Below are 25,137 nucleotides of genomic sequence, written 5' to 3' on the forward strand. Positions count from 1 at the left end.
CGGATCGTTGTGGGCAAATCGCTCGAGTGCCGCTTCGAGTTCGGTTGGCTCTCAAAGGGAGTCGGTAACGGAAACGTCTCCGCGAACACGGCGACGAACGACATCCGACACAGTATCTGACCCGTGCTGGTTTGCAGTTCGAGGGGATATCCTTTCTTTCTCTGAACGGGTGTTTGACCGTCATTGTGGCGGCTCCTTCTTTTCCTCTCTTCTTTCAGCCGAACGGATCGGGTATTCCTTCCTAGACGGACGTGATAATAGGCCGTTGCTCGCTGCTGACCCGCTGATTACCCGTCTCTCGGGTGCCGTCCGGAGTGCCTCTCGGTGAGGCTCTGGTGAACTCTCGCGAGTTCAGCCAGTAACGGGCCGCGACCGATGAGCGCGAATCCGGCGAAGATCACGAGGAACCCAGCGAACGTCCAGGCGGAGATGGTCTCGCCGAGGAGAATCCAGCCGCCGAGTGTCGCCACGACTGGTACGACGTAGAAGATCAGGTTCCCTCGGATCGCGCCGATATCGTCTAAGAGACTGAAATATGCGATGAAGGCGATCGCACCGGAGAATACGCCGAGGTATCCAAGTGCGACGAGCGCTGTTGGTGTCCATGCGACCATTGCAGCTTTTTCTCCCGTTGCCAGGCTAAGACTGTGACACAGCACTGCGCCAACCGGGACGGCCCACGCAGTGCGTACCGTGCTCGGCAGGGATGCATCCGCGGAGCGGATGAGGATACTTCCGAGTGCGCCACTGATTGCGCCGGTGAGCACGATCGCCTTACCGACGACTGCGCCACTGAATATGTTCGTTGGATCGAGATTAACAACGAGTGCAACGCCGCCGAGGCCAAGCAGCAGTCCGCCGACCCCGTATTTCGAAATGTCTTCATCTGCCAGCATCACGGTTGCAAATACCGGGGTCAGGATGGGATTCAGACTGTACATAATCGAGCTTACTGCACTGGTCGTGAACTGTTGTCCGATGAAGATGAACGCGTTCGCGAGTCCGATCGCAAACACGCCAGCAGCGAGGATCGATGCGATATCGGCCCGCGTTCTCGGTAGCAGTTCGCTTCGAGGAAAGCGATGCAGCACGTAGCCGAGTAGCAACAGTGCCCCGATGTCGAACCGAAATGCGACGAAGAGAAGCGGTGGGAAGTAGCTTAGTCCGGCTTTTGCGGCGACGTACGTGCCGCCAAAGCAGAGGCTTGCGATGACGAAAAAGACGAGCGTTCGCTTCGTCGACCGTGCCATTCTATGCTTCCCTCCGGACGATCAGCAATTCTAGAGAAACGGAGGCATCCGTTTGCAGTGCGATAGAGTCGGTCATCTGACTCAGTGTACGCCGACCGGGACTTTATATCTATTCAGAATCTTATGCAATTATTGAAAGGGTGAACAGGGATGCCTTCTATTCGCCCACTGACTATTATTCATACCGTGAAAACAGTTAACCGTAACCGGGACCAAACGCCGCCATGGATTCGGCACTCGACGAGATCGAATTCCTTGCGTTGTCTGCTAACCGGGTCGAGACCCTTCGAGTGCTCAGTCACGACGCGTATACTCGCCGCGAGCTCCAGGCGGAGATCGACGCCTCTCAACCAACACTCAGTCGCGTTCTCAACGATCTGCAAACGCGGCGATGGGTCTCGTACGACGGGGACACGTACACTGCAACGGCAACCGGTGAACTCGTCGCCGAAGCGTTTACGAACCTTTGGGACACACTCGACGCGGAAGCCGACCTGCGCGAGATAATCGAGTGGTTGCCGACGGAGGAAATGGCGTTCGATTTTCGCTGCCTTACCGACGCCACTATCACGACACCCAGCCAAATGCGACCGAACGCGCCGGTTCAGCGGATTCTATCGTTACTATCCGGATCAGAACGGGTCTCGATCTTCTCGTATGCGTTTAACGAACAGAGTCTCGATATCATCCGAGAGCACGTGATCGACGGAGACCAGCATTTCACCGGCGTGTTCTCTCCGACGGCAGTGGATGCCATCGCGCAGGATTCGATGCTTCGACAACCGCTCCAGGAATTAGTCGCGGCTGATGGGGCCGAGATCCGCCTTCACGAGGATCGAATTCCGTATGCCGTGACGATCGCCGACGATGTTGTTCACTTCATGCTGCGCGACGAGGCGGGCGTTCTTCAGGGGGCGATAGATACCGACAACGAGGCTGTGGTCTCGTGGGCCCGCGAGAAGCACGCCCAGTACTGGCAGAACGCAGCGCCGCTCAGTTCCGCGGATCTCCTCGAGTGAATTGAGATTCGAGACGGCTCATCCCGCATCGGATTTCCATTGGTTTCAGGTGAACGCGGGCGAATACCGTCTAGTTCTCCCCTTCCCAGCTATCGTCGTCTGCCGAGAGTTCGTTCTCGGTTGTCTCTCACTTTCTCCCATGAACGGCATCCATGGTGTGGGCGACTACTGTGCTATCGAAGATGTTCGCCCGCTGGGGGTGCGTTGAAGCGGACGAATTTTCGTTGCTCGCGGATTCAGGACCGTTTGAGCCCGTGTCTAGAGTGGGGTTTGCAGGTGTACTGCCGTTATCGACCCTGTCTTGCGGATTTCCGTCTAACGTGCCCGTTGGGAGCGCTGGTTTCAACTCCGCTGCTGAACTCAGAGATAAACTCCATGGGGCGATATAGAGTGCGCTACCACTGAAGACAGCAACGTCAAATATAATCGCTTGGTTCTTAATGGTTCTCAACGTCCTGGGAAGGCTTCACTTCGGGTGATGAAACCCCCATGCTGCATCACTCGCACGCTTCCTTGATTTTCGGCTCTACGCCGGCCGAGTTCTACACATCGCAAAGGGGGGACCCACCCCTGGTTTGGAGTGAGTATGTTAACAAACCGATACTTGTGAGATTATTCTTCTAAATTATGGGATGACAGCAAAGACTGGCATACGACCAGCGATAGAGATGGAGCAAACTGTTATTCATCAACGCTAATGAAAAGGAACTATGGACAAACTCGAATGGGCCGTCGATACGGTCGATGGCACGACTTTCGAGAAGATTGCGGGAGAGATTCTACGGAACGAAGGCTACGACGTTCACGAAAGCGGCGTTATCGGGACAGATGGTGGGTGGGACGCACGAATCGTGCTCAACGGCCGAAAAGGGATCGGACACGCGAGCGTCGACAACAATTGGCGGGGAAAACTGCGGAATGATGCAGAAAGTGTCGAAGAACTCGAGAAGGAACAGAATGAGTCATTCGACCACTTAGTCTTCGTAACGAACCAACGTGTGACCGGCCAGCAGGAACTGGATATGGAGGAGGAGATCGAAGAGGAGTACGACTGGGACCTGAAAATCCTGCATCGACGGCACATCATCGGTATCACCGGTCACGAACGACCAGATCTCGCGGAACGGCACTTCGGGTTCAACCCGAAACGGAATGATGACCATATAGATCAAGTCCTCGGGTTACGGGACGAACGGTTGGATCTGATTTCTAACCGAAAAGATGTCGCTAGCGACCTTGAGAAAGGGCCAGCAGCGGTTATCCACTTGATCCCTAATGGTGTATTCAGTGGTAACTACGTTCAACGGTCCGACGATCTCCCTGGCCTCCCGAGGGTGGGCAAGCTGAACGTCCATCCTGGAACCGAATCGGTAGGGAAGGGGAAGTTGAATGCAGGCGGTCGGCTGAGGCAGCCCTACAAGTCCTACACATACCTTCGGAAGGATGGCTTGTTTGAGGCCGTGGATACGTGGGTGTTTCGAGAAGATGAGGAGGACGGGCTGCTGCTGAATAATGCTCGGAGGCCTAAGGAATCACTCGACTGTAAGATAGGCATCACTGTCCAAGCCGGAATCCGGGCTTTGAAGAATATGGGTGTGACCGGGACCGCGTTCTGTTTCATTAGTTTGTTGGACGCAAGAGGAGCGACGGTTTCCTATGAAACTCGTATATCTGGTCCGCCCAAGCAGAAGCCGTTGCGGACGGAACAGTACACGACGGACTTGGCTGAAATTCCACTAGAGGAAGCTGACGTTGTTGATTCGTTACGGAATCCACTTACTGAGATCTGGCAAGAGCTTGGTTGGGACGTTAACCTCCACTACGACGAAGACGGTGACTGGATTGGGCCAACAGTTCAGTTCGCAGAAAGTGGTCAATTCCCGGCAGATAATTGACCCCGGCGTTGACTCTCCCTTCCTAGAGTTCGCCCCGAGGTTAGGAGTTCTTGAGGTTCATATCCGGGTTGAGATAGCTTATCTCAGTGGCTAGTTCTTTGTGACTACCGAGAGGCTAAGTCGTCTTCCCACTCTCCCTCTGCGTAGGCATCGTCATCTGGTGTGGTATTGTGCAGACGTTCAGCCGAATCAACCGACTTTAGCTGACGTTGAAGGTGCTTAGCTTTCTCTGAGCCAACGTAATAGCTCTCCTGTGATCGGTCAACAAGTCCCTGATCGAAGAGGTGAGACAATGCTCTTGAGGTCTCTTGCTCAGTAACATTCAGAGTTGAAGCGATTTCTGATGGATTGAAGCTACTTTTTCGATTGCGGACGAGGAAGCTAATCGTCTCATACTCGTCGGTTTCTGGTTTCACTGGAAATGGGCCATCGTTTCTGTGTTCTTCCATGATCCCAGTTGTTAGTTTTCTACGGTAAGTCCTCTTGCAAGAGTGGCGATCAGTTCCTCTTGGAGATGATAATAGATCCCGTCTTGGATTCCCTCAAGATCAGCTGTGTATTCCTCGTACTCATCCTTATGAAGGACTAACAGACCAAGAGACGAACCCATAAGCCCGAGTACAGTTATCGGCTCCATTTCCGAGATCGGTCCCTCACTTTGCTCCTGGATGTTTTTAATAGGGGGAATCAACGCTTCCATCTCTTTCCGCTCTATCTCCGCAATCTGTTCAGATGATATATCACCGAGAACGTCTCGATAGTCTTGTCTAAGAAATACTTGTTGAACGAATTTGTTCTCTTCACCGAATTCAGTGTAACACCGGAAAAACTGCTCAAGGTAATCCTGAGTATCGTCAAGCTCCTCAAGTTCCGACTGCATCTGCTCCGAAAACTCGTCTAATTCCTGTTTGAATATCTCCACGTAGAGATCGGACTTCGCGTCGAAAAACTGGTAGAATGTGGGTTTAGCGATGCCAACTGGTTCAGTGATATCCTTCACAGTTGTTTTCGTAGGCCCGTACTTCACCAACAGTTCACGCGCAGTTTCGAGAAGTTCCTCTTGTATCCGTTCCCGGTCTTCATCACTGAACTTTCGCATATCTCCCGGTGGGTTTCGGAAACTCATAACTAAATCGGTTTTCGATTATTACTCTATAACCAAAGCATATATTTGGTCATAGCGGCCACGTCAATGCATGGCGACAATAGAAGTTAATTGCCTGACAAAAAATTACGGGAGTGTACGTGCGGTAGACTCCCTTTCGTTCACTGTAGAAAACGGAGAGGTATTCGGCTTTCTTGGCCCAAACGGAGCCGGCAAGACAACCACAATCCGGTCGCTCCTCGGGTTAATCGAACCAACGGCCGGCACTGCGACCGTCCTTGGCGCAGATATCCATGACGAGGGCGCGCTCATCGAAGCAAAACAACGAATCGGATATCTGCCCGCACATCTTGGATTCAACAAGGAAGCGACGGGTGAAGATGTCCTTGACTATCACGAATCAGTCAAAGGCGGGTCTCGTCGAGAAGAGCTCCTTGAGATATTCACACCTCCAGTTGAGCGTCCGATTCGTGAGTATTCGACCGGGAACAAGCGCATGCTTGGTATCGTCCAGGCGTTCATGCACGATCCAGAACTCGTAATTATGGACGAGCCAACCTCTGGCCTCGACCCGCTCAAACAAGAAGAGTTCAACGAGTTCGTCAGGAACGAGCGTGATCGGGGGAAGACGTTGTTCTTTTCGTCACACGTGCTGAGCGAAGTCCGCCGCGCGTGTGACCGCGTTGGTATCCTCCGTGAAGGAGACCTGGTTGGTCTGGAAGACATCGATACGCTGCTTCAGCAAGGCGGAAAGCGGGTGCAACTCCAGACAACAGACGAGGCCAGAGCGGATCTCGCAGAGATTGACGGGGTGATTGACGTTCAGACGTTCGGTGAAGGTGTTCAGTTCATCTACACTGGAGAGTACAACACGCTGCTCCGCGAGCTGGCGACCCACGATGTCCGTGAAATAGAAATCAGCGAACCACCACTTGAGGACATCTTCATGCACTACTATGGGGCAGATGGAGCAGTAGAGTCCAGTCAGGAGGTGGAGTCCGATGTTTGAAACCACCCGGTACGAGATGAGCCGCCGGCTCCGCGGAACCACGATTTTGACAATCGGTCTCAGTCTCTACACGGCTTTCATCGTTTGGTACTTCTCCTTGTTAGACCCTTCAGCCTTCGAGCAGATGACCCAGTCGATGCCGCCTGCAATGCTGGATGCGTTTGGCGTTAGTGGAATCGGATCCATTGGAGGGTGGCTCGGAACACAGATCTACACGTTCCTGTGGTTGCTCGGACTCGGAATCTACTTCGCATACACGGCGGCGGGAACGATTGCGAGTGATATCGAAAGTGATCGAATGGATCTGCTGCTTTCATTCCCTGTATCTCGAAACCAATTACTTGTCGAGAAGTTCGCATCGCTGCTACTTCCACTGATTGTACTAAACGTAGTTGTGGGTGGCGTCACCTACAGTCTCGTTGTAGCTATTGGCGAGACGATTGACCCGATGCATCTCGCATTGGTTCACCTCCTCTCGATTCCGTATCTCCTAGTCTGTGCAGCAATTGGGATGATTCTCTCCGTTCTTGTGGATCGAGCAGCAGTTGCAGAGAGAGCTGCCATCGGACTGGTATTTGTGCTTTGGCTCGTTGAGTCAGCCGTTGGTGCGGCAGAAGACTTCGCGTGGATACAGAATATCAGCCCAACCCACTACTACTCACCTACGCCGGTTCTTATTGACGGGTCGTACGAATTGATCGACGCCGGGATTTTGATTGCTGCTTTCCTGGGGTTGATCATCGTGAGCCAAGTCCTGTTCCAACGCCGCGATATCTAATATATGACTTCAGCGACAAGAACGGGTTGCTCGTCACAGGATTGTTGCTGCGGGCAAATCAGGGCCTCATAACTGGTTGTTGTCCATCGAAAGATGAGGCAATTATAGAACAATTGTCCTCTTGATACTTGGATCCTAGTCAAGGATTCTGAAGCGAAACGTAGCTCAATCACTGGATGACTCAAAGGATACAGTCCCCACTCGAAGAGCTTCGAGGAGCGTATCATCGAACTGATCGACCCGATAGTGAGACTGGGTATAGGAACTGACGATGAGCACCCTGTGGACTGCGAAGGAATATAAGTCAAATACAGTAAGTTCGGTGTAACGTGACAGAGACCGCGCGCCTCGCCGACTGCACCACCGACGAACGCATCGCCGTCGTCGCTCGGACGGAAATCCAGCCAAGCGACCACGGTTGGGGCGATCTCACTCTCCACACTACGCTCCGCTACGACATCGGGAAACGTAACCCCCCGACGTTCGCCGACCTCATCTCCAGCCTTTCTGTCCGCGTCTCCGGCAGCGATTTCCCTAACGGCCGCGCCGACTGGCACCACAACTACACCGGCCTCGAACCGTGGTTCCGTGCGCGCATATCTACCATCGGGATGGAATGGCAGTCCACTCAACTCAAGCGTGAGTTCAACGACAACCCCTGGCTTGCCGACCGGTTCGGCTTCGACAGCGAGCCGAGTCAGTCCCGACTCTGGGAAGTGTTCCACGAGTCCTGGCCACCGGGTCACGCAGGGGCTCTGCCATCACGTCGCCGAGCGTGTCGTCGAGCAGGCGCGTGAACACGGCATCGCCGTCCCCGACGATGTCTTCCAGCCGGAGGACCGCGACGGGGAAAGCGAGTGGTCGGAGAAGCGGCTGACGAGAAGATGAAGGAGGTATGGGTGCAGGCAAAGCCGTTCGTGATGGACTGCTTTGGCCTTGACCGCGCGGAGAACGCGATCATCCTGGAAGGGTCGTTCTGGGAGGCGCACGCCTATGCCGGCACGTTGCAGGACGCCTTCACCGAGGATGGTCTCGATGCCTTTCGAATGAACACTACCCGCCCCGAGGACCAACAGCACGTCGCCCGCACCCACCGCCACCATCTCCAGAAGCTGGACGTCGAGTCCATCCGGTCGATGCTCCAAGAGACCGCCCGGATGCTTGTCGCCCGCGCCCGTCACAACGGGGAACTACAGGGGAAGCTGTCGTCCGCTATCGATATCACGAAGGGCAACCCGTGGACCGGGGAAATCGAGTGGACGGACGACGACCACCCCGAGGACGACTACATTCTCGGCTACAAGGACAAGGAAACCCAAGAGATCGACTACCACTTCCAGTGGGCGACCATCCAGATCGTCGGCCTCGACGTCCCGCTCGTCCTCGACGCCATCCCCGTCCACCGAGGGATGCCGCGCGACGAGATCGTCGACGAACTTCTCGGCGGCGCGCTCGGTATCGTCCCGGACCTGGACCTCGTGATGATGGACCGCGAGTTCGATGGGGACGACGTTCGGGCAGCGTGCGAGGAACATGGTGTCCACTACCTCACGCCGGGTAAGAAGAACGCCAGCGAACGCGCCACCTGTACCCGACTTCGGAAGGCTAGGAAGCGGGTTCACGTTGAGACCCAGCAGACGATTAGCGGCCCGGGCCGGAAGGAAATCTATCTGCCGGCGCGGAACACCGACGTTTTCGAGAAGGCCGGCGAGGACCCTGAGGACGACGAGGAGGACAAAGAGGAGAACCGTGACGAGGTACGGCAGGAGCTCGTCGCGGACTTCGTGAACGTGACCAGTGACGACCCGGACGAAGTCGACGGCGCGGCCTGGTTCGATGATGTGCTGGATGACGTTCGCGAGGACAAAGACGAGTTGCCTGGCAGCGAGGAGGACGCGGCGGCGTACGCCTTCTTCAAGACGAACCATCCTGCCTTCGACACGAGCGATGACGATACCGAGGAGGAGCTTCTGGCGACGGCACGGGGATTCATCGCCCGGTACTCCAACCGGTGGGGCATCGAGAACGGGTACAAACAGATCAAGCAGTTCCGCGTGCGGACGACCTCGAAGGAACACGAGTACCGGTACTTCAACTTCGCGTTCGCGTGCGTTCTCTACAACGTCTGGCGACTCGTCGATTTGCTCGTGAAGCTGGCGCTCGAGGACGACCCAGACTACTCGCCGCGAGTCCAAGCCACGACGTTCCTGACGCTCGCCGGCAAGCACATCGGATTCGATCCTCCCGACTGACTGGCTGTTCTTCTCTGTGTTCGCTCGGCGCGTAGCCGCTGCTGTCTTCTTTTATCCCGTTTTTCGGGAGTTTCACCAGACAGCCGGTGTCGTCGCGACCAGATAGCGTTTCGAACTCCTGATTTCAGTTCGAAGAACGGAGAAACGAGCGGTGTGCCAACCGATTATTCACCTACCTTTCTGCCTTCTTCGCTACCGTGAAGCCCACAGTTTCGGAGGATTAGCAGTTTTAGCGTTGTTTCACCGGGAGTTTGGACTAGCTGAGGAGAGAAATGGGCTAGGAAATTCGACTACAATAGATATCTCTCTTCGGCTGTTAGAAACTAATCGGAACATCCCACCAAGGGATAGCGCCACCGCTCACGAAAGGCGATCCGGTGTGCTCAGTCAGTTAATCAGGAGGAAGCAGCGCCGAAGCAACTAATTCGACACACTCTCCAGCGGTTATCACGGGCGCATAGTTCATCTCATCACTAGTACCAGCTTTCAGCAGGAAGTCGGTGAGTCGCCAAATATTGTAGAGAAGTACAGCGAACACGAAGTAGAACAATCGAACTCGATAATCCTTCGACGAGGCCTTCGCCAAGAAATCGTGTTTGATGCTCTTGTATTCGTTTTCGATCTGCCAGCGGCTACTATAGCGCCGACAGAACGCTTCAGCCTCTTCCGGCTGAACACGAGTATTCGTCGCGAATATCGTTGTTCCATCCGTCTTCGTCGAGGGAACGTACAAGAACCGCATCGCGTGAGAACCCTGTTCGACATGGACTGACGCTGACTCAACGGCGACCTCTTGGACGTCCTGGTCCATCTGCTCAATCGTCTTTCGTTCAGAACTTGTGATTCGTTTGGGAATCAAGTAGTTCACGTTAAGGTTCGACAGCGTCTGAAACACCCGCACCTAGTCAAACTCACGGTCACACAGCACCATTTCGATTGGGATGTGTTCTTTTGCTTTTCGAACTAGCCGCCGAACAACCCGATGGATTCGATTCGGCGGGTTCTCGTCCCACGACGAACTCTCACGCACTGGCTCAACAGCCAGAACGAGCGGGGTATTCCGCCCGACAATCGAGAGGGTCGCGAACTTGAATGCTCGGCCCTCACCGTTTTTCATCCCGCTCACCATCGGCATCTCAGCTGTTCGCCCGTAGTAAGGAATGGTCGTAATGTCGATCGCAACCGTTACAGGCCGGCGAAACGACACTTCAGACTCGATAACTGAGAGTATACGGCCCGTAGCACTATCGAATCTCTCGAGCAAGCTCTCCGGAGTGAATTGTTTGACTGTCCTAAGATGAGTATCTCCATGATGAGTTCGCCCTCTGTTAGAGAATCGAGCGAATCGATGAGCACCCTGTGCCGTCCCACATCGTACTAGGCTCATAAACGACTGCATCTCGAAGATACAGGAATCTGGATAGCTAGCATTCTGTGCTCGGTTCGTCTGAAGCGAATTGAAGGCGTATGAGCGAGCTAAACGGATCGTTCTCCATATTTCGGACTCATCACTTGCTATCACTTCTCTATACGATCTCTAATAACCCAATAAGCTGCCAGCCCAAGTAGAGCGCGACAATCCAGACGACAACTGCTGAGACTGTATTGAGATACCGCATCCAACGGTCAGCATTTGCTGACTCTCCTAGTGCCCACCCCGCGACAGCGAGCCCACTAAACCATCCCCACGACACGAACAGGCAACCTGCGGTGAATATCCAGCGGTTTAGCTCGGAATAGGCTAATGCATTAGTCCCAATCACACCAATAGTATCCATAATTGCATGTGGATTCAGTAATGAGACAGATGCTGTAAACCCGATCTGCCCACGCGTTCCGAGGAATTCCTCTGTATGTGGGTCCACATCAAGCGCAGGTGAGGAGTAAAGTGCCCATCCGATGTAGAGCAAGAACACGAACCCAGTCCCAAACAGCACGGTCTGCAACCACGCAAATTGGAGAACCACGACTGAAACACCGAGAACCGCGAGAAGGATTAGTAGTGTGTCAGAAATGCCCGCAGTAAGTACAGTCGGAAGAGCCCGGGTGAGACGGGGCTGAACTGCACCCTGCTGAAATATGAAAACGTTCTGGGGACCGAGTGCAACGATGAGACCGATTGCGAGGACGATTCCATGTATGAATGCAGTGAGAGGCATATACAACTGCTATTGGGCGAGAGAAGGGAGAACCCGTACCCTACATGTATGGCTCGCTACTCCGGGCGAGGTATTACCGAAAAGGGGTGAATAGACGGGATTCCGCTTTCCGGAGGTGTTCAGTTATAGTTGCCTTTGTAATGCCGAGATCGTCCGCAAGGTCGGTCGCGGAGGCCTTTCGAGGCCAGTCATAGTACCCCTGCTGACAAGCATATTCGAACACTTCCCGCTGTCGAGGGGAAAGAACATCCAATTGATACGGGCCACTTGGCTGGCGACCGTTGGAGGTGACTCGCTGAATATCAATATCAGCATCAGTTTCGGAGCTTACATCGCTAAGTTGTTCTTGGGCTTCGTAGCGATCCATCGTGGTAATCACACTCCACTGCTCACGGCCACTCGTCATCTGGTAGGTCCGTCGTGGGACGAAGCCGTGAGCAACGAGTGAATCAATGATGTTCTCCCCTGTATCAACACCCCATTCGACGAGAAATCCTCGTGTCGCAGTCCCAGTAGTAGCTGGTACTTCGGCCCCGTCTTTACTACCTATCGTCCAGACATCGTCTGTGAGTGCCGATTCTTGAATCTCTGTAATTGCCTGGTCAACCTCAGAAATCGACTGTGCAGAGGCTGTGAAGAGGCCGTGAACTGCATTTTTCGTTGAATAGAGGCCGTATCCAAGGAGATCCGCGTTGGTATCTTCTGTAACGTGAAGCGTCCAACACTGCGGATGCCAAATGTCAAGGGTAAGTTCAATACCTTCTTCATTCTCTCCGTCTTCCACAGCCATTCTTAGTAGAGAAAGTATTCCAAGGGTTATGAACCCATCTTCCGAAACTGTGGAAGCCAAGCGCGTCAAACACCGGTGGATCGTGCAGTGTGCGAAAGTAACGAGACCGGGTCAAATCAGTGACCGCTGAAGTCGGCTAGGTGGATTTCTAATGCACGATCAGTCCCGGAATATACCTTGAACACCACAACCATCACGAGACTGTACAGTGAATATCTTATCTGTCCAACTTCAGACAACCACGGACTGGATAATCTTCGCTTCTGCTCGCTGAAGATGTTCTCCGATCGTCCGTTGTGACAATCCGAGATCGGCCGCCAAGTCACGCTGTGTTGCACGCCGTGGGGTGTCGTAATATCCCGCTGCGATCGCTACCCGCACGACCTCTTTTTGACGGTCGGTGAGTTGCTCCGCTGGGTCATCCATATGTGGTTGATACTCGCCTGCCCGTTCGAGACGCAGATTCATTTCCTCAGGAAGACCAGCGATCAGTTGCTGGAGGGCTGCATCCTCACCGAAGAGTGTGACCTCCACCCCGTCAGCAGTATCTTTTATTGGCCAGTCGATGCTGATGGCTTCGGTATCGATGAGTTCGAACAGGGCCGTTTCAAGCTCGTCAGGCTCGTAGTGCAGATACGCCAGCCACGTCTCACCACCCGTTACGATGCATGAGATGATCTCTGGGTATTCGTCTTCGATCGCTGTGAACCGATCAGCATCGCCTCTGAACCGCGCGATCCCAACAGCGGTTCCATCATCGAGAAGATTGGAATACTGTATCGCTTCTTGGGTCGCTACGAGCGTGTCATCGATCCATATCTCTCGCCGATCGTCGGCACGTTCCAGCATCTGTTGGTGGCCCCTCGATCGATGGTATTCCTTGGTCGGAGCAATAACGATGGTTATGTATCTCATTTTCTTCGTGTTTCACAGACTTGGTCGTACCATTCGTTCTCTCTTGAATTGTATCTCTGGATGGAACACTACTGACAGTATCATGCAAGTGAGTAAGAGTGCAAGTGATTATAAATTCCCCGCTCATGAGCGGGGTAAATCCCGAGGGTAAGCGGCGTCTCTCTCCCTACGTGAGACAAGAAATGCAGAAGCGAGAGACCAACACGGGATGCAACGGTGCTCTGACTGGGGCCACTGCACGACTGACAGATAATGCAGTCGTGTCTAGCGGCGTTCCAGACGGCTCGAACGAAGGCGAAGAGCATCGAGTTACCCCTCTCCTATCGTGGAAGACAATTCCAACTGGATTCCTCACGATCAGTGATGTCGAGATAATGGACGAAGTGACGGAGAACGGAGAAGAGGAGGAGGAAGTGTGACTATGCAGACGAAACCATCCGAGACACAGGGGACGTCCTCGATGGCGATCGCAGCGCGGAACGTCGAACTCACATATGCTGACGGCACCCGCGCGGTGCGTGGCATCGATCTCGATGTCCCGAAGGGGGAGTTCTTCGGGTTTTTGGGGCCGAACGGAGCGGGCAAGACGACCGCCATCAAAACGTTCGTGACGCTGTTGCACCCCACGGCCGGGTCGGTGACGGTCAACGGATTCGACGTCGTCGACCAAGCACGCGCTGTTCGCTCGTCCATCGGCTACATGGCCCAAGAAACGAGCGTGGACGAGGAACTCACCGCCCGCGAGAACATCCAATATGCGTGTGAGATATACGGCGTCCCCCGGAGCGAGCGCGCCGAGCGGATCGACGATCTGTTAGCCCTCGTCGATCTCGCGGATGTCGCCGACAAGCAGCCCAGTGGGTTCTCGGGTGGGATGAAAAAGCGCCTCGACGTCGCGACTGCACTAGTGCATGAGCCACCACTCGTATTCTTGGACGAACCGACGACCGGGTTGGATCCGCGGGCCAGAAACCGCCTGTGGGAGTACTTCCGGGCGATCAACCGGCAGGGGACGACCGTGTTTCTCACGACCCAGTACTTGGAGGAGGCCGACGAACTCTGCGACCGCCTGTCGGTGATTCAGGATGGCAAACTCGTCGCCACCGATTCACCGGACGCGCTCAAATCACGGGTTGGTGGCGACATCCTCGAAATCACGCTCGAAGATTCGACCGCCGAACAACGAGCGCACGCCCAACGAGTCGCCCGCGAGTCGGGCTTATTCGCGGACAATACGATCGAACCCACCGACGAGGGCATCGCTATCGCGTCCGAGCACGCGCGCCGGGAGGGTACCGACCTCCTCGTCGCGCTGCGAGATGCGGGCTTCACGGTGACGGGATTCGATGTTCGGTCGCCTTCACTCGACGACGTCTTCCTCGCCATCACCGGCGAATCAGAGAGCGACGAGACAGTGGAAGACCAGCCGGGCGATACCGCTCAGACGGAGGTGGGTCGATGAGTTCGACTGAAACTGAGCAGGCAGTCGAACAGCAAGCGGCTGGTAACAGCTTCCCTGTCGATGTGTGGGTCACGCTCAAACGCTGGCTCCAGAAAGCCGTCCGTAACGCGAGTATAGTGTTTGAGGCACTGCTATCGCCGTTTATCTTTCTGATATTATTCACGCAGGTATTCGGGAAACTCGCCGACGGGCCGATCCAAGACCTGTTCGGAGCGGACGTCAACTATGTGATCTTCCTCACGCCAGCCATCATCATCGTCACAGCCATGACGGTTGCCATCCAATCTGGGTCGGGGTTGATCCAGGACATGGACAGTGGTATGTTCGAAAAAGTACTTGTCTCACCGACCCACCGTGAGGCGATATTCCTCGGAAAAGCCCTCGCAGATGTAATCCGGGTTGTCTTCCAATCGGCGATAGTTCTCGTGCTCGGATACATACTCTTGTGGATCAGTTCCGGTGGCTCGGTCGGGACCTACATCCAAACGGGACTGGGAGGCGTACTCGGAATCTTCGCCATCGTCATCGTGTATTCGCTGTGGTTTACAGCCTACTCAATCATCATTGCGCTCGTGACGCAAGATATCGAATCAGCCAATATTTGGCTGTATATGACGCACTATCCATTGCTTTTCTCCTCGAGTGCTTTCATGCCAATCACCTTTCTCCCGGAGTGGATGCAGGTGGTGGCAACGGTCAATCCGGTCACGTATGGTGTTGATGCCCTCCGGGCGCTGATGCTCGGCCAGGACGTCCTCACGGTGATCGATGTGACGGCGTTCTCCGGCATCTGGAACACCATCGTCCCAGCGGTAGTCGTGCTCGGTGTGCTTGACCTCGTGTTGGGTGGGATCGCCGCCGTCTTGTTGCACCGCGTGTCGAGTTCACAAGTCAGATAGCTGATTCACTAGATGGCGCTCGGCGGACCGTCTCCCCGCTGTTTCGCTATTGAATCCGATGGAGTAAGCGACGATCTCGACGAATTCGTCTCAGCTGTTGCGACTATTGCGCAGTCATGGTGCGAGCACGCGACAGTCTATGCTGACATCGAGATGCTGGTCTGTCAGCTGCCGGTTGACAATTGCACGTTCGCTACACACGATTCGTTAGCCCCGTATTCGGGGCCGTATCCGATGGCGTTACACGTCCGAGCGTGCCTGCTCAAGGAGATCAACGGCTGGGACGAAACCGCCCTCCACGACCACCTGCGAGCACATTCCTCGCTCCGCCAGCATCTCGGCTTCGAGGCGCTCCCGAATCAATCGACGCTCTGGCGGGCCTGGAACGAACGATTCAGCGCGGAACTACGCGACGTCGTACAGGAGTGTGCCGACAGCATCGTGAGGGCCGCGCGTGCCTGCGAGGTTCCGCTCCCGACCGGATCGGCACCGACAAGCCAGATGAATCGGAAGCCGACGACTGTCCTGAACACCAACTCATCGCCGCAAAGACCGACGAGGTGTGGTAGCAGGCCAAACCGTTCGTCTATGATGCGTTCGCGCTCAAGCGCGGACCAAACTGGCAGATTCACGAGAACGCGTTCTGGGAACAGCACGCCTACATGGGGATGCGCGAGGACATGTATGCTCGGAGCGGTCCAGCCTCGTTCTTTCTCGATACAACGCGCGAGCGCGTCCCATCCGGATCGACCCATCGCTACCAGATCGGGAAACTCTCGGTTTCGGAAATTCGAGAGATGCTCCGAAACACGACGCGAATGCTCATCGATCGCACCCGCCAGCACGGTGAACTCACCGGCAAACTCTAGGCAGCTATCGACGTGACCAAGGGCTTCCCGTTCAGGGGTGATGTAGCGGACCACGAGGGTGACATCCTCGGGTACCGCGACGGAAACCAGTACTACCAGTGGGCCGTGTGCAAGATCGTCGGGCTGGACGTGCCGCTGGTGCTTGACGCTATCCCGCGTGTGCGTGGACAATCGAAAGACGAGATCGTCGAGGAGCTATTGACGCACGCGACCAAGATGGTCAACATCGATCTCGTCATGATGGATCGCGAATTCGACAGCGAAGGTGTCACGGAGACCTGCGAGGAGTACGGCGTCCACTACCTGAACCCCACGCGCACCTTCGAACGAAGCGACGAGGCCGACACCATCGCGTGGATGTACCGCACCGGCAAGCGCTTCCACGTTACCGAGAAGGAAACGCCAGACGGTACGGCCACGCGCAAGCAGATTTACCTCCCGAAGCAGTCGAGCTCGGATGACAATGAGGATGAAGACGAGAACGACAGTCTCTCAGACGTGTGGACGGAGATGTGCGGTGAGTGGGAGTTCGATGACGAAGAGGTCAAGCCGTGCGAGAGGGTGTCGTTTTCGCGGCTACTCAATGACATCCAGCGCGAAGAGAAAATCGAAGAGCGCAAAGAGAACGCACAGGACGGAGAGGTCGACACCGCCGACACCGTGGTGTTCGAGACGAACCATCCCTGCGTGACAGCGCGTGACGCCGACGATCAGCAGATGGACCGGAAGGCGTTCATCCACATGATCGAGCGGATGATTCGCCGGTACCGCCACCGCTGGGGAATCGAGAACGGCTTCAAGAAACAGAAGCACTTCATGGTGCGGACGACCTCGACCGAGCGCAACTATCGGTTTTTCAACTTCGCGTTCGCGTGCGTCCTCTACAACGTCTGGCGGCTGGTGGACCTGCTGGTGAAACTTGCTATCGACGGTGAGTACAGCTCGTATGCACCACGAGTGGACGCGAACCAGTTTCTGACCGTCGCCAAGCAGTGGTACGGTCTCGACCCGCCTGACTGACGCCGGCATTTCCCCGTGTCCGCCCGGCTCATGAGCGGTGGTACTTTTTAGCGGATGTTTATTTCACACTCTGGCCGGACGATTCCGAGATGTTGATCCGAGTCTGCTCAGCGGCTATTCATCTCAGTGGTAGAATGGCCGAAATGAACACCTGATCCGTGCATTGATCGGCTACCTAGCCGACTTCAGGTGACTGGTTTGGTGCGTCGATTCGGTGAGTCGGAGCCCCCTGAACCCAAATCGAATCAGGAGGACGATGAATCCGCTGGCGACGACGAGCGCTCCGAGCAAGTACGGAACTGTCGCGCCGTACTGCTGGCCGAGATACCCGGCCGTAATCGGTGCGAACGCTCCGCCGATGAATCGGAGACTGTTGAACGCTCCCGAGGCGACGGACCGCCCGTGGGACGAAACCTCTATTGCGAGCGTCGTCAGGTTTGCATTCAGGAGTCCACAGAAGACCCCGGCAACGATGACGAGTCCGGCGAGCATCTCGGTACCGCCGTTCGTGAGTCCCATTGCGCACAGATACCCGCGAAGACGACGAGCGCGCCGGTGGAGACTTCTGCCGTCCCGAACCATCGGTTCAGGCGGGGCGAGAGGACGGCCGAGTCGACGATCACTAATAGCCCCCACGCAAAGAACACGAAACCGAGTTGGAACGTGGTGAGATCCAGGATGAGCGGCGTGTACGCGAGTAACGTGAAGAAGCCGTACGTGTAGAGGAGGCCGACTATCGCGTTCGTGAGCACGCCCGTGTGGCGGAACGTACCGACGACATCACGGACGCCTTGCTTGCGTTCCGCTTCCGGTTCGGTTACCGTGACGATGACGAATCCGAACGCGATAAGCATCAGGATGCTGGTCCGGGTGAATATCTGGTCGAAGACTCATACAAGTCAGGGGACTTGCACACCCCAATAACCAATCTATTATTTTATAGGATGTGCCTAGGATACCACAGGAAGGTATTCCCATATCCCTCCTGTGAGGTGATATACTGAAGATGTATCACGTCTCTGGGGATGTAAACGAACCGTGGTATCCCGTTCTTCGATGAGAGAGACGAGTTCACAAATAGACTATTTTCGTCGCGATTACCGATTGGGTGCAGTTACGCGGCGCTCTCGCGACTGAGGCGGTCTGTTGTACCGATTTTCCGGCGCACTCGCAGGACGGTGATTCGCCGGAACCGACTTCCAACAGCCCGTTGACGGTCGCGGTCTCGTCGAACACAGGGCCGTGTACTGAGCGGTGATCGGCAAGATGGAGCGTCTTGATGCATACGGGTGGGCGTGCAACTGTACTGTTTAACGAGCAACAGGGCGAACGCTATTCCTCGTCCGAAGTGATGCTCAGGCTGGTTATCGAGTCTCTGTGGTCTTTGATGAACGTGTGCTTGCCCGTGATTCGAGCGGTCCCGGTTATCGTCGGGACCGTCAGGGTGATTCCCTCCCGCTCTTTCGTTTCGATGATTCGGCCCTCAAACCGCGTTCCGATGACGCTTTCGTGGATGTACGGTTCGTCAACAGCGAGTCGTCCACTCTCGTACAAGAGCGTCATCTTCGCACACGTTCCGGTCCCGCACGGAGAGCGATCCACCTGGCCGCCGCCGAAGATAACGATGCTGCGGTCGGCATCGTCGGAAGACTCGTATATTTCGGTAATGGACACGCTATCGGGTTCGCCGGAGAACGGATGCACGATATCGAGTTCATCGTTGACGGCGGCCCGGATTTCGAGGCCCCAATCGATGAACTCGTCGGTTCGGGTGGTATCGACCGAGACGCCGAGTTGTTTGCTGTCGACGAGCGCGAAGAAGTTCCCGGCGTAGACGATGTCGACCCGAAGCGGCGAATCCAGAAACGAGACGGGGACCGTCGTCGCGTCGTAGACGAACGACGTGACGTTCTGGATCGTGACTCGTTCGACGCCTCCCTCGGCGTACTGGGGCGTCGCTTCGACGACGCCTGCCGGCGTCTCCACGCGAATTGTCGGTTCGGCGGACAGGTGTCCGTGCTCGATAAGCGCAGAGACGACGCCGATCGTCCCGTGACCACACATGTCCAAGTACCCCTTGCTGTCCATGAAGAACACGCCGAGGTCCGCGGTATCCTCGTCCGGGTCGACGATGACCGCACCGAACATATCGTCGTGGCCCCGCGGTTCTTTCATCAGCAGTTTGCGGACCCAGTCGTACTCCTCGGCGAACGATTCGCGCTTTGCGCGAACGCTCTCGCCGTCGAGCGTTGATCGGTCGAGGCCATCGAGGAGGATGCGCGTCGGTTCGCCCGCCGTGTGTGTATCGATCGTCGTGAACGACGCGTCCACATGCGTGTCGTCGAAATCGTTGTCGGACGTCATTCTTCGATTACCTCCAGTTCCTCGATCTGTTCGTCGGACCAGTCGTAGTATGGGTTCTCAATCTCCCTGAGCGTTCGCACGCACTCGTTGTATCGCTGCCGAGCATCAGCCACGTACGGATTGTTCGGGTTCGCCTGAATCCATTCGCGGAGTTCTTTCAGTGCTTGCGGCGAGTAGCTATCGAGGTTCCCCTGTTCTCTGAGCAGCGTCAGTTTTCGCCCTTCGGTGCGGAGCGACCTGACGAGGACGACGCTCGCGACGCCGGGGAGTGCAAGTATTGCGAGGAGCATCGTCACCCATGCGACGGTTGAGAGCGCCATCTCAGTCACCCCCGTCCGATGCGAGTTCTACAGACCCAGTGGACGCCTCTCCGATGATGCTCATCACAGCAGTACTCACGACGGTGAGTACAACCATGAATGCGATGCCCAGTATCATCAAGGTCTGGTTCTCGGTGCCGATACTCGAGACGACTCCGTATCCGAGGATGAATATCATCACGGCCGGGATGACGTACTTGACGACCGGGTTCCACCATCGACCGACGTAGATGCCCGTATTGCGATTGAGGTCGATAACGCGGGCGCATTCAGGACCGATTTTCCACGCAACGAGCACGATGATCGAAAGCGTCGCCAGCGGGAGGCCGAAGGTGCCGAACATGAAGTCCATCTGGTCGAGGAACGACGACGAGTAGGCGCTCGGGAGTCCGAGCATCCAGATGACTCCACAGACCGCGAGCACCGAACCGGTTCGCGAGAGATCCGTTTCTTCGGAAACGGTCGTTACGCCGACCTCGGTGATACCGAGACCGGACGTGAACGTTGCAAAGAAGAACGACGCGAAGAACACGATGGCCCACGCCGCTCCGCCGGGCAGCTCCGGGAACACCTCGGCCAGCGAGATGAACAGCAAGTTAGATCCTGCGCTCGGTTCGAGTCCGAACGCGAAGACGACGGGGAACGTTGCGAATACCGCCAGGAGACCGATACTCGTGTTTCCGACTGCGGTGAATAGACCGCCCCCGAGTGGAACGTCGTCGTACCGCCCGAGATAGCTTCCGTAGGTGAGTGCGATACCCCATCCTAATCCCGTCGAGAACAGCGCCTGGCTGAGTGCTGCAACCCACGTGCTTCCGCGAGCGAGCGATTCCCATTCGGGAGTGAAGACGAACGCCAGTCCTTCCGTTCCACCGGGGAGGGTGACGCCGCGTATCCCGACCGCGATAAGCGCGATGACCAGGAGCGGGATCATCCATTTTACCACGCGCTCAATACCGCGCCGGATTCCGAAGACGAGAACACCGGCGAGTCCGGCCATGGTCAGCGTGTGCATCCCGATGACGAGCGCGGGGTTGGAAATGAATCCCTCCCAGAACGCCTGCGGCTGGAAGCCCGGTTGGGTGAACGTCAAGAGCAACGAATGGACAGTGTAGTAGAGCGCCCATGCGATGATCGGCGCGTAGTAGGACATCAGCGCCACGTTGACGATGAGGACGACGAGACCGAGCCCCTGACCGCGCTTACTCTGGAGAACTTGTCTAAACGATCCGATGACGCCGGTGTTCGTGTACCGACCGACCATCGTCTCGGCCATTAGACCGGGAACGGCGATGACATACAACAGAAGAATGTACGCGACGAGGAACGCGCCGCCACCGTTCTGCCCCGTCGTAAACGGCATCCGCCAGATGTTTCCCGCTCCAACCATCGCTCCGACCATCGCCATGAGAAAGCCGAACCGGCTTCCCCACTCTTCTCTCGCTGTTCTGGCTGGTGAATCTGTCATGATAACCCTACCCAACCCGTGACATAGGTGGAAGTTATATTACTCCCCTACTATGGTTGGGTTCTTTGATATACACTCACTTATCTCTCAGTGTGAGGGTTGCGATCCACTGGCCCTGTTGTCATTAGTGAATCGTCGACCTGGTTCATAATATATCTATATTCCTACTATTATGGTCGCGAATTGTTTGGTAGGTACTGAACTTAGTACCGGTGGGTATCGATATTGCGAAGAATGATACCTCCTATAGCGAGACGTTTTGTTGCCGGCGAATCTGCGAGCGAGTCACTCGATCACGTGGCCGACCTCAACCGAAACGGTATTGGCGGCATACTGAACGTACTCGGCGAGCACTACCAAACCCGAGACGCCGCGGATGAGGATGTGAGCAAGTATCTCAATCTCATCGCTCAACTCGAGAAGACGGAACTCACCGCATCCATCTCGGTCAAACCCTCTCAGATTGGACTCGATGCTGGTGATGAGGTGTTCGAGGACAACCTCGCACGGATACTGAGCACGGCCGATGAAAAGAACGTGTTTGTCTGGGTCGATATGGAAGATTACACGACGACCGATGTAACCCTCGACGCGTACACGCAGTCCGCCTCCAGATACGGAGGCGGCGTTGGGCTCTGCGTGCAGGCCAACCTCAAACGGACGGCCGACGATCTCGAACGCCTCGCTGAGGTTCCCGGCAAGGTTCGGCTCGTCAAGGGTGCCTACGATGAACCGTCGGATGTCGCATACCAACAGAAAAAGCATGTCAACGAAGCGTATAAGAGTCACCTTGAGTACATGTTCCAGACGTTCAACAGCGGGATCGCCGTTGGGAGCCACGATCCCGAAATGATCGACTACGCGAAAGAACTTCGAGAGCGGTACAAAACCGACTTCGAGATACAAATGCTGATGGGCGTTCGAACGGACGCCCAACGTGAACTCGCTCGAGAGGGGTACGAGGTCAATCAGTACATCCCGTACGGGAACAAGTGGGCGTCGTACTTCTACAGACGAGTTCGCGAGCGCAAAGAGAACCTGTTGTTTGCGGCCCGAGCCGTCCTTACATCCTGAGACGGGTCGACTCTTCGGTCAGTCGTGACGAACCGTCTCGTCTGGCTGGCCCGATCCGTTGCAGACACACCGGGTAGTATGGGGAATCTGTCGATGACGCACTCAGTGGTCGACCCCGCTTTGGCCGCAGACAGATCCGGCTTCATCGCGTGAGAATCGGAAGGAGGAGCACCTGCCGATGGAATCAGCTACCTCGTCCCCACCACCGTTCATAGTCGGGGTTGGTTTTATATACCTTCTTCCGAACCCCATTTACAGGCTTCGTAATGGCAACTGAATACAGAACGGAAGACACAACCAGTCTCACGCTCGACATTTGGCACCCGAATTGTTGGACCCTTGAAGTAACGGCGCAAGCAGATGCGGATTTGATCGCCCACACGGTATACAAGGCTCCCTCCGTCGATGAATCCCGATCAGCGGAGTCGCTTGTCCGCGGGCATTTCACCGCCTATGCGGACACCACACAAGAAGTCAAAAAACTAGTTGCGGCTGCTGAGCAATCCGAGCATACGCAGTCAGTGATGGAGTTCGAACGCTGCCACGACTTTACCGGGAGAGCGACGAACTACGGGAACGCGTCGTGTGAACTTTTCGTTGAGTACAATCACCGGAACACGATAAGCGACGCGTTGCTTTCACACGGGTTCATACACGACGCCCCCGTCCGCGTTCGTGACGGCCGTGAATACTGGCCTGTCGTCATTACGGGGGATCGGGAAGATATCAATGCGCGTCTCGATTCGCTTCGCGAAGAGAAAGATGCAGACGTCTCTGTCCGCAGAGTGGTGTCGTCGAACCGCAGTCACTCTCAGCCGAACCAAGAGACGCTTTCAGAGCGTCAGCGAGAGGTATTTGAACTCGCCTGTACCCACGATTACTACGCCTGGCCCCGGGGAATCACCACGAAAGAACTCGCGAAAAAGACCGACATCTCGAAGACGACGCTGCTGGAGCACCTCCGAAAAGCGGAGGCGAAGCTGCTGGACCAAGAGTGATGGGCGGTCGGGTACTGCCCTGAACTCGATACGTTCTCTTTCTCGCTTGACGACCCTCTCATTCGGTCGATCGAGTGCATTTCGAAACCACGAGTTCACCCCGTTACTTGCTCGTGAGGGTAGAACCGCTATGGGGCCTCGGAGATTTGCGGTGGTTCCGGAACTCGGTATTCGGTGTGAGGTTGTTGCTGTTCGTTCACAGTCGTTGCACTGCCGTGGCTTCGGGTGTGATAGTAGACGGGCCACAACAGGGAGAGTAGTCGACGGCTGGCGAGTAAATCTCCGTGCAGACTCTCTCACGCGGGTTTCTACTCCGCGTGACCAAGTGTACCCTGATCGATCGCCGTCACTTCAGTAGTGACCTCGAGGTCTACGACGGGTCGAAGGCACTCCGTGATCGCGATTCGGGCACCCGCGCCCGTTTAGGCATTGCCCAGATGCTGGTCGAAGAACTCGGTCAGCTTGTCTACGGCCGGGGTGACGTACTTGTCCCTGTCGTAGAGGTCGACGTGCGTCGCGCCTTCGATCGTGAAGAGTTCGGCGTTCTCGCCGGCCCTCTTGACCGCGTCCTCGCTGTAGTGCAGCGTGGATGCTTCGGTGCCAGCAATCATCAATAGCGGTCGTGGAGCGATCTTATCGATGTCGGCGTACGGGTCGAACTGATCGAGTAAGTCGGCGCTGCGGGCTACCCACTTGTTGGTTGCACGTGGGTGCCGGCCACGGGACGTCTTGTAGTAGTCGACGAACTCGCGGATGCTCTGAGGAGTCGAGTCGTCTATCTCGTTCTGTTCCGGCAGCGCACTGACTAGAGTGGCCGGGAAGCCAGCGGCTTCCTCGGTACGTAACGTTCCCGCTTGCTCGACCAGCTGCTGAAATCCTTCTGGATCTGGATTTCGGAAAAAGCTGGGAACATCTGCTGCGCTGACGGTTGCCACGGCCTTCATCCGGTGGTCGGTCTGTGCGGCGTACGGGGCGTAGCCGCCCGAACCGCAGATGCCGAGCACGCCGATCCGCTCGGGATCGACCTCCTCGCGGGTCGTCAGGTATGACACGGCGTTGCGGAAGTCCTCGGAGCGCTTGAACGGATCTTCCAGGCCGTGGGGCTCGCCCTCGCTCTCACCCTGGTAGGCCGCGTCGAACGTGAGCACGATGAATCCCTGCTCAACCAGACGCTGGGCATATACGGCCGGTGATTGCTCCTTCACTGCAGTCGTCTGGTGGCCGACGACGATGGCCGGAGCCGGCGTCGAAGACGGATTATCCGGGGCGTAGAGGTGCCCCGCAAGCATCATGCCCGTACTCGGGAAACGCACACTCTCGAACTGTTCACCCGGTTCACCTCCGTTGGTCACTGACATCACCAGAATCGAAGGTCGTGAGCGGCTTGGGTTCGATGTTATCTGTAAACGGTGTTTAAGTCTCTCTGCGGACCACGTGCAGATGAACGGAACTGGCGCTTGGCTCGGCGGAGAAGTTCGTCCAGTGAGGAGT

General features: G+C 55.9%; 24 protein-coding genes and 2 pseudogenes. 12 read left to right on the top strand and 14 right to left on the bottom strand.

The annotated features are described in order from the left end of the window. Nucleotides 1-287: 287 nt before the first annotated feature. Complete coding sequence (locus tag SM755_RS21025; protein ID WP_323174396.1) at nt 288-1,250, bottom strand: DMT family transporter; 963 nt, start codon at nt 1,248-1,250, stop codon at nt 288-290. A gap of 224 nt (nt 1,251-1,474) precedes the next feature. On the opposite strand from SM755_RS21025, the gene SM755_RS21030 reads away from it, so the two are divergent. Together SM755_RS21030 and SM755_RS21035 are read left to right on the top strand one after the other, a co-directional pair. Beyond that, complete coding sequence (locus SM755_RS21030; protein ID WP_323174397.1) at nt 1,475-2,269, top strand: ArsR family transcriptional regulator; 795 nt, start codon at nt 1,475-1,477, stop codon at nt 2,267-2,269. A 710-nt stretch (nt 2,270-2,979) separates the two neighbouring features. Then, nucleotides 2,980-4,164, top strand: a complete 1,185-nt coding sequence (locus SM755_RS21035; protein ID WP_323174398.1) for a restriction endonuclease — start codon at nt 2,980-2,982, stop codon at nt 4,162-4,164. A 104-nt stretch (nt 4,165-4,268) separates the two neighbouring features. Here SM755_RS21035 and SM755_RS21040 read toward each other — a convergent pair whose 3' ends face one another. Beyond that, nucleotides 4,269-4,613, bottom strand: a complete 345-nt coding sequence (locus SM755_RS21040; protein WP_323174399.1) for a MarR family transcriptional regulator — start codon at nt 4,611-4,613, stop codon at nt 4,269-4,271. 11 nt (nt 4,614-4,624) lie between these two features. Next, entirely contained in the window at nt 4,625-5,263 is a 639-nt protein-coding gene (locus tag SM755_RS21045; RefSeq protein ID WP_323174400.1) for a helix-turn-helix domain-containing protein, read from the bottom strand. A gap of 97 nt (nt 5,264-5,360) precedes the next feature. Here SM755_RS21045 and SM755_RS21050 point away from each other — a divergent pair, with 97 nt between their 5' ends. Together SM755_RS21050 and SM755_RS21055 are read left to right on the top strand one after the other, a co-directional pair. Further along, a complete protein-coding gene (locus SM755_RS21050) occupies nt 5,361-6,278 on the top strand; it encodes an ABC transporter ATP-binding protein (protein WP_323174401.1) in 918 nt (305 codons plus the stop codon). Then, entirely contained in the window at nt 6,271-7,056 is a 786-nt protein-coding gene (locus SM755_RS21055) for an ABC transporter permease subunit (protein ID WP_323174402.1), read from the top strand. The genes SM755_RS21050 and SM755_RS21055 overlap by 8 nt, the downstream gene beginning before the upstream one ends. A gap of 165 nt (nt 7,057-7,221) precedes the next feature. Here SM755_RS21055 and SM755_RS24545 read toward each other — a convergent pair whose 3' ends face one another. After that, the gene (locus SM755_RS24545) at nt 7,222-7,464 is read right to left on the bottom strand and encodes a hypothetical protein (protein WP_369335271.1); all 243 of its coding nucleotides are present in this window, start codon (nt 7,462-7,464) and stop codon (nt 7,222-7,224) included. On the opposite strand from SM755_RS24545, the gene SM755_RS21060 reads away from it, so the two are divergent. Together SM755_RS21060 and SM755_RS21065 are read left to right on the top strand one after the other, a co-directional pair. Continuing rightward, the gene (locus tag SM755_RS21060; RefSeq protein ID WP_323174403.1) at nt 7,386-7,853 is read left to right on the top strand and encodes a hypothetical protein; all 468 of its coding nucleotides are present in this window, start codon (nt 7,386-7,388) and stop codon (nt 7,851-7,853) included. The genes SM755_RS24545 and SM755_RS21060 overlap by 79 nt on opposite strands. 87 nt (nt 7,854-7,940) lie before the next feature. Continuing rightward, complete coding sequence (locus tag SM755_RS21065; protein ID WP_323174404.1) at nt 7,941-9,308, top strand: transposase; 1,368 nt, start codon at nt 7,941-7,943, stop codon at nt 9,306-9,308. A 391-nt stretch (nt 9,309-9,699) separates the two neighbouring features. Here SM755_RS21065 and SM755_RS24550 read toward each other — a convergent pair. The 4 genes and pseudogenes from SM755_RS24550 to SM755_RS21085 form a co-directional block, all read right to left on the bottom strand. Next, nucleotides 9,700-10,815, bottom strand: a pseudogene (locus SM755_RS24550) (transposase); the annotation flags it as partial. Between the two features lie 19 nt (nt 10,816-10,834). Beyond that, nucleotides 10,835-11,467, bottom strand: coding sequence for a LysE family transporter (locus SM755_RS21075; protein WP_323174406.1), 633 nt, complete (start codon nt 11,465-11,467; stop codon nt 10,835-10,837). A 73-nt stretch (nt 11,468-11,540) separates the two neighbouring features. Beyond that, on the bottom strand, nt 11,541-12,257 hold the full coding sequence (locus SM755_RS21080; protein WP_323174407.1) for a helix-turn-helix domain-containing protein: 717 nt from the start codon (nt 12,255-12,257) through the stop codon (nt 11,541-11,543). Nucleotides 12,258-12,488: 231 nt separating this feature from the next. Next, nucleotides 12,489-13,106, bottom strand: coding sequence for a helix-turn-helix domain-containing protein (locus SM755_RS21085; protein WP_323174408.1), 618 nt, complete (start codon nt 13,104-13,106; stop codon nt 12,489-12,491). 248 nt (nt 13,107-13,354) lie between these two features. Here SM755_RS21085 and SM755_RS21090 point away from each other — a divergent pair, with 248 nt between their 5' ends. The 4 genes and pseudogenes from SM755_RS21090 to SM755_RS24555 all read left to right on the top strand — a co-directional run bounded on the left by SM755_RS21090 (nt 13,355) and on the right by SM755_RS24555 (nt 17,422). After that, nucleotides 13,355-13,591, top strand: a complete 237-nt coding sequence (locus tag SM755_RS21090; RefSeq protein WP_323174409.1) for a hypothetical protein — start codon at nt 13,355-13,357, stop codon at nt 13,589-13,591. A gap of 2 nt (nt 13,592-13,593) precedes the next feature. Continuing rightward, nucleotides 13,594-14,634, top strand: coding sequence for an ATP-binding cassette domain-containing protein (locus SM755_RS21095; RefSeq protein ID WP_323174410.1), 1,041 nt, complete (start codon nt 13,594-13,596; stop codon nt 14,632-14,634). Then, nucleotides 14,631-15,533, top strand: a complete 903-nt coding sequence (locus tag SM755_RS21100) for an ABC transporter permease (RefSeq protein ID WP_323174411.1) — start codon at nt 14,631-14,633, stop codon at nt 15,531-15,533. Before SM755_RS21095 ends, SM755_RS21100 begins: the two co-directional genes overlap by 4 nt. A gap of 12 nt (nt 15,534-15,545) precedes the next feature. Further along, nucleotides 15,546-17,422, top strand: a pseudogene (locus SM755_RS24555) (transposase). Between the two features lie 171 nt (nt 17,423-17,593). On the opposite strand, the gene SM755_RS21115 reads toward SM755_RS24555, so the two are convergent. The 5 genes from SM755_RS21115 to SM755_RS21135 form a co-directional block, all read right to left on the bottom strand. Then, complete coding sequence (locus SM755_RS21115; RefSeq protein ID WP_323174414.1) at nt 17,594-17,914, bottom strand: MFS transporter; 321 nt, start codon at nt 17,912-17,914, stop codon at nt 17,594-17,596. Next, nucleotides 17,866-18,276, bottom strand: coding sequence for a hypothetical protein (locus SM755_RS21120; protein ID WP_323174415.1), 411 nt, complete (start codon nt 18,274-18,276; stop codon nt 17,866-17,868). Before SM755_RS21120 ends, SM755_RS21115 begins: the two co-directional genes overlap by 49 nt. 478 nt (nt 18,277-18,754) lie before the next feature. Further along, on the bottom strand, nt 18,755-19,786 hold the full coding sequence (locus tag SM755_RS21125; protein ID WP_323174416.1) for a proline racemase family protein: 1,032 nt from the start codon (nt 19,784-19,786) through the stop codon (nt 18,755-18,757). Then, nucleotides 19,783-20,106 (bottom strand): hypothetical protein, encoded by a 324-nt coding sequence (locus tag SM755_RS21130; protein WP_323174417.1) that lies wholly within the window; start codon nt 20,104-20,106, stop codon nt 19,783-19,785. Before SM755_RS21130 ends, SM755_RS21125 begins: the two co-directional genes overlap by 4 nt. Before the next feature lies 1 nt (nt 20,107). Continuing rightward, complete coding sequence (locus SM755_RS21135) at nt 20,108-21,574, bottom strand: sodium-dependent transporter (RefSeq protein ID WP_323174418.1); 1,467 nt, start codon at nt 21,572-21,574, stop codon at nt 20,108-20,110. A gap of 234 nt (nt 21,575-21,808) precedes the next feature. Between SM755_RS21135 and SM755_RS21140 the strand changes: the two genes are divergently transcribed. Next, nucleotides 21,809-22,648, top strand: coding sequence for a proline dehydrogenase family protein (locus SM755_RS21140; protein WP_323174419.1), 840 nt, complete (start codon nt 21,809-21,811; stop codon nt 22,646-22,648). Nucleotides 22,649-22,914: 266 nt separating this feature from the next. Then, nucleotides 22,915-23,646, top strand: coding sequence for a helix-turn-helix domain-containing protein (locus SM755_RS21145; protein WP_323174420.1), 732 nt, complete (start codon nt 22,915-22,917; stop codon nt 23,644-23,646). A gap of 422 nt (nt 23,647-24,068) precedes the next feature. Here the strand turns inward: SM755_RS21145 and SM755_RS21150 are convergent, their stop codons facing one another. Continuing rightward, nucleotides 24,069-25,004: an alpha/beta hydrolase gene (locus tag SM755_RS21150; protein WP_323174421.1), complete on the bottom strand. Its 936-nt coding sequence runs from the start codon at nt 25,002-25,004 to the stop codon at nt 24,069-24,071. Between the last annotated feature and the right edge of the window lie 133 nt (nt 25,005-25,137).

Origin of the sequence: Natrialba sp. PRR66, assembly GCF_034808065.1 — an archaeon.
Taxonomy (GTDB): domain Archaea; phylum Halobacteriota; class Halobacteria; order Halobacteriales; family Natrialbaceae; genus Natrialba; species Natrialba aegyptia.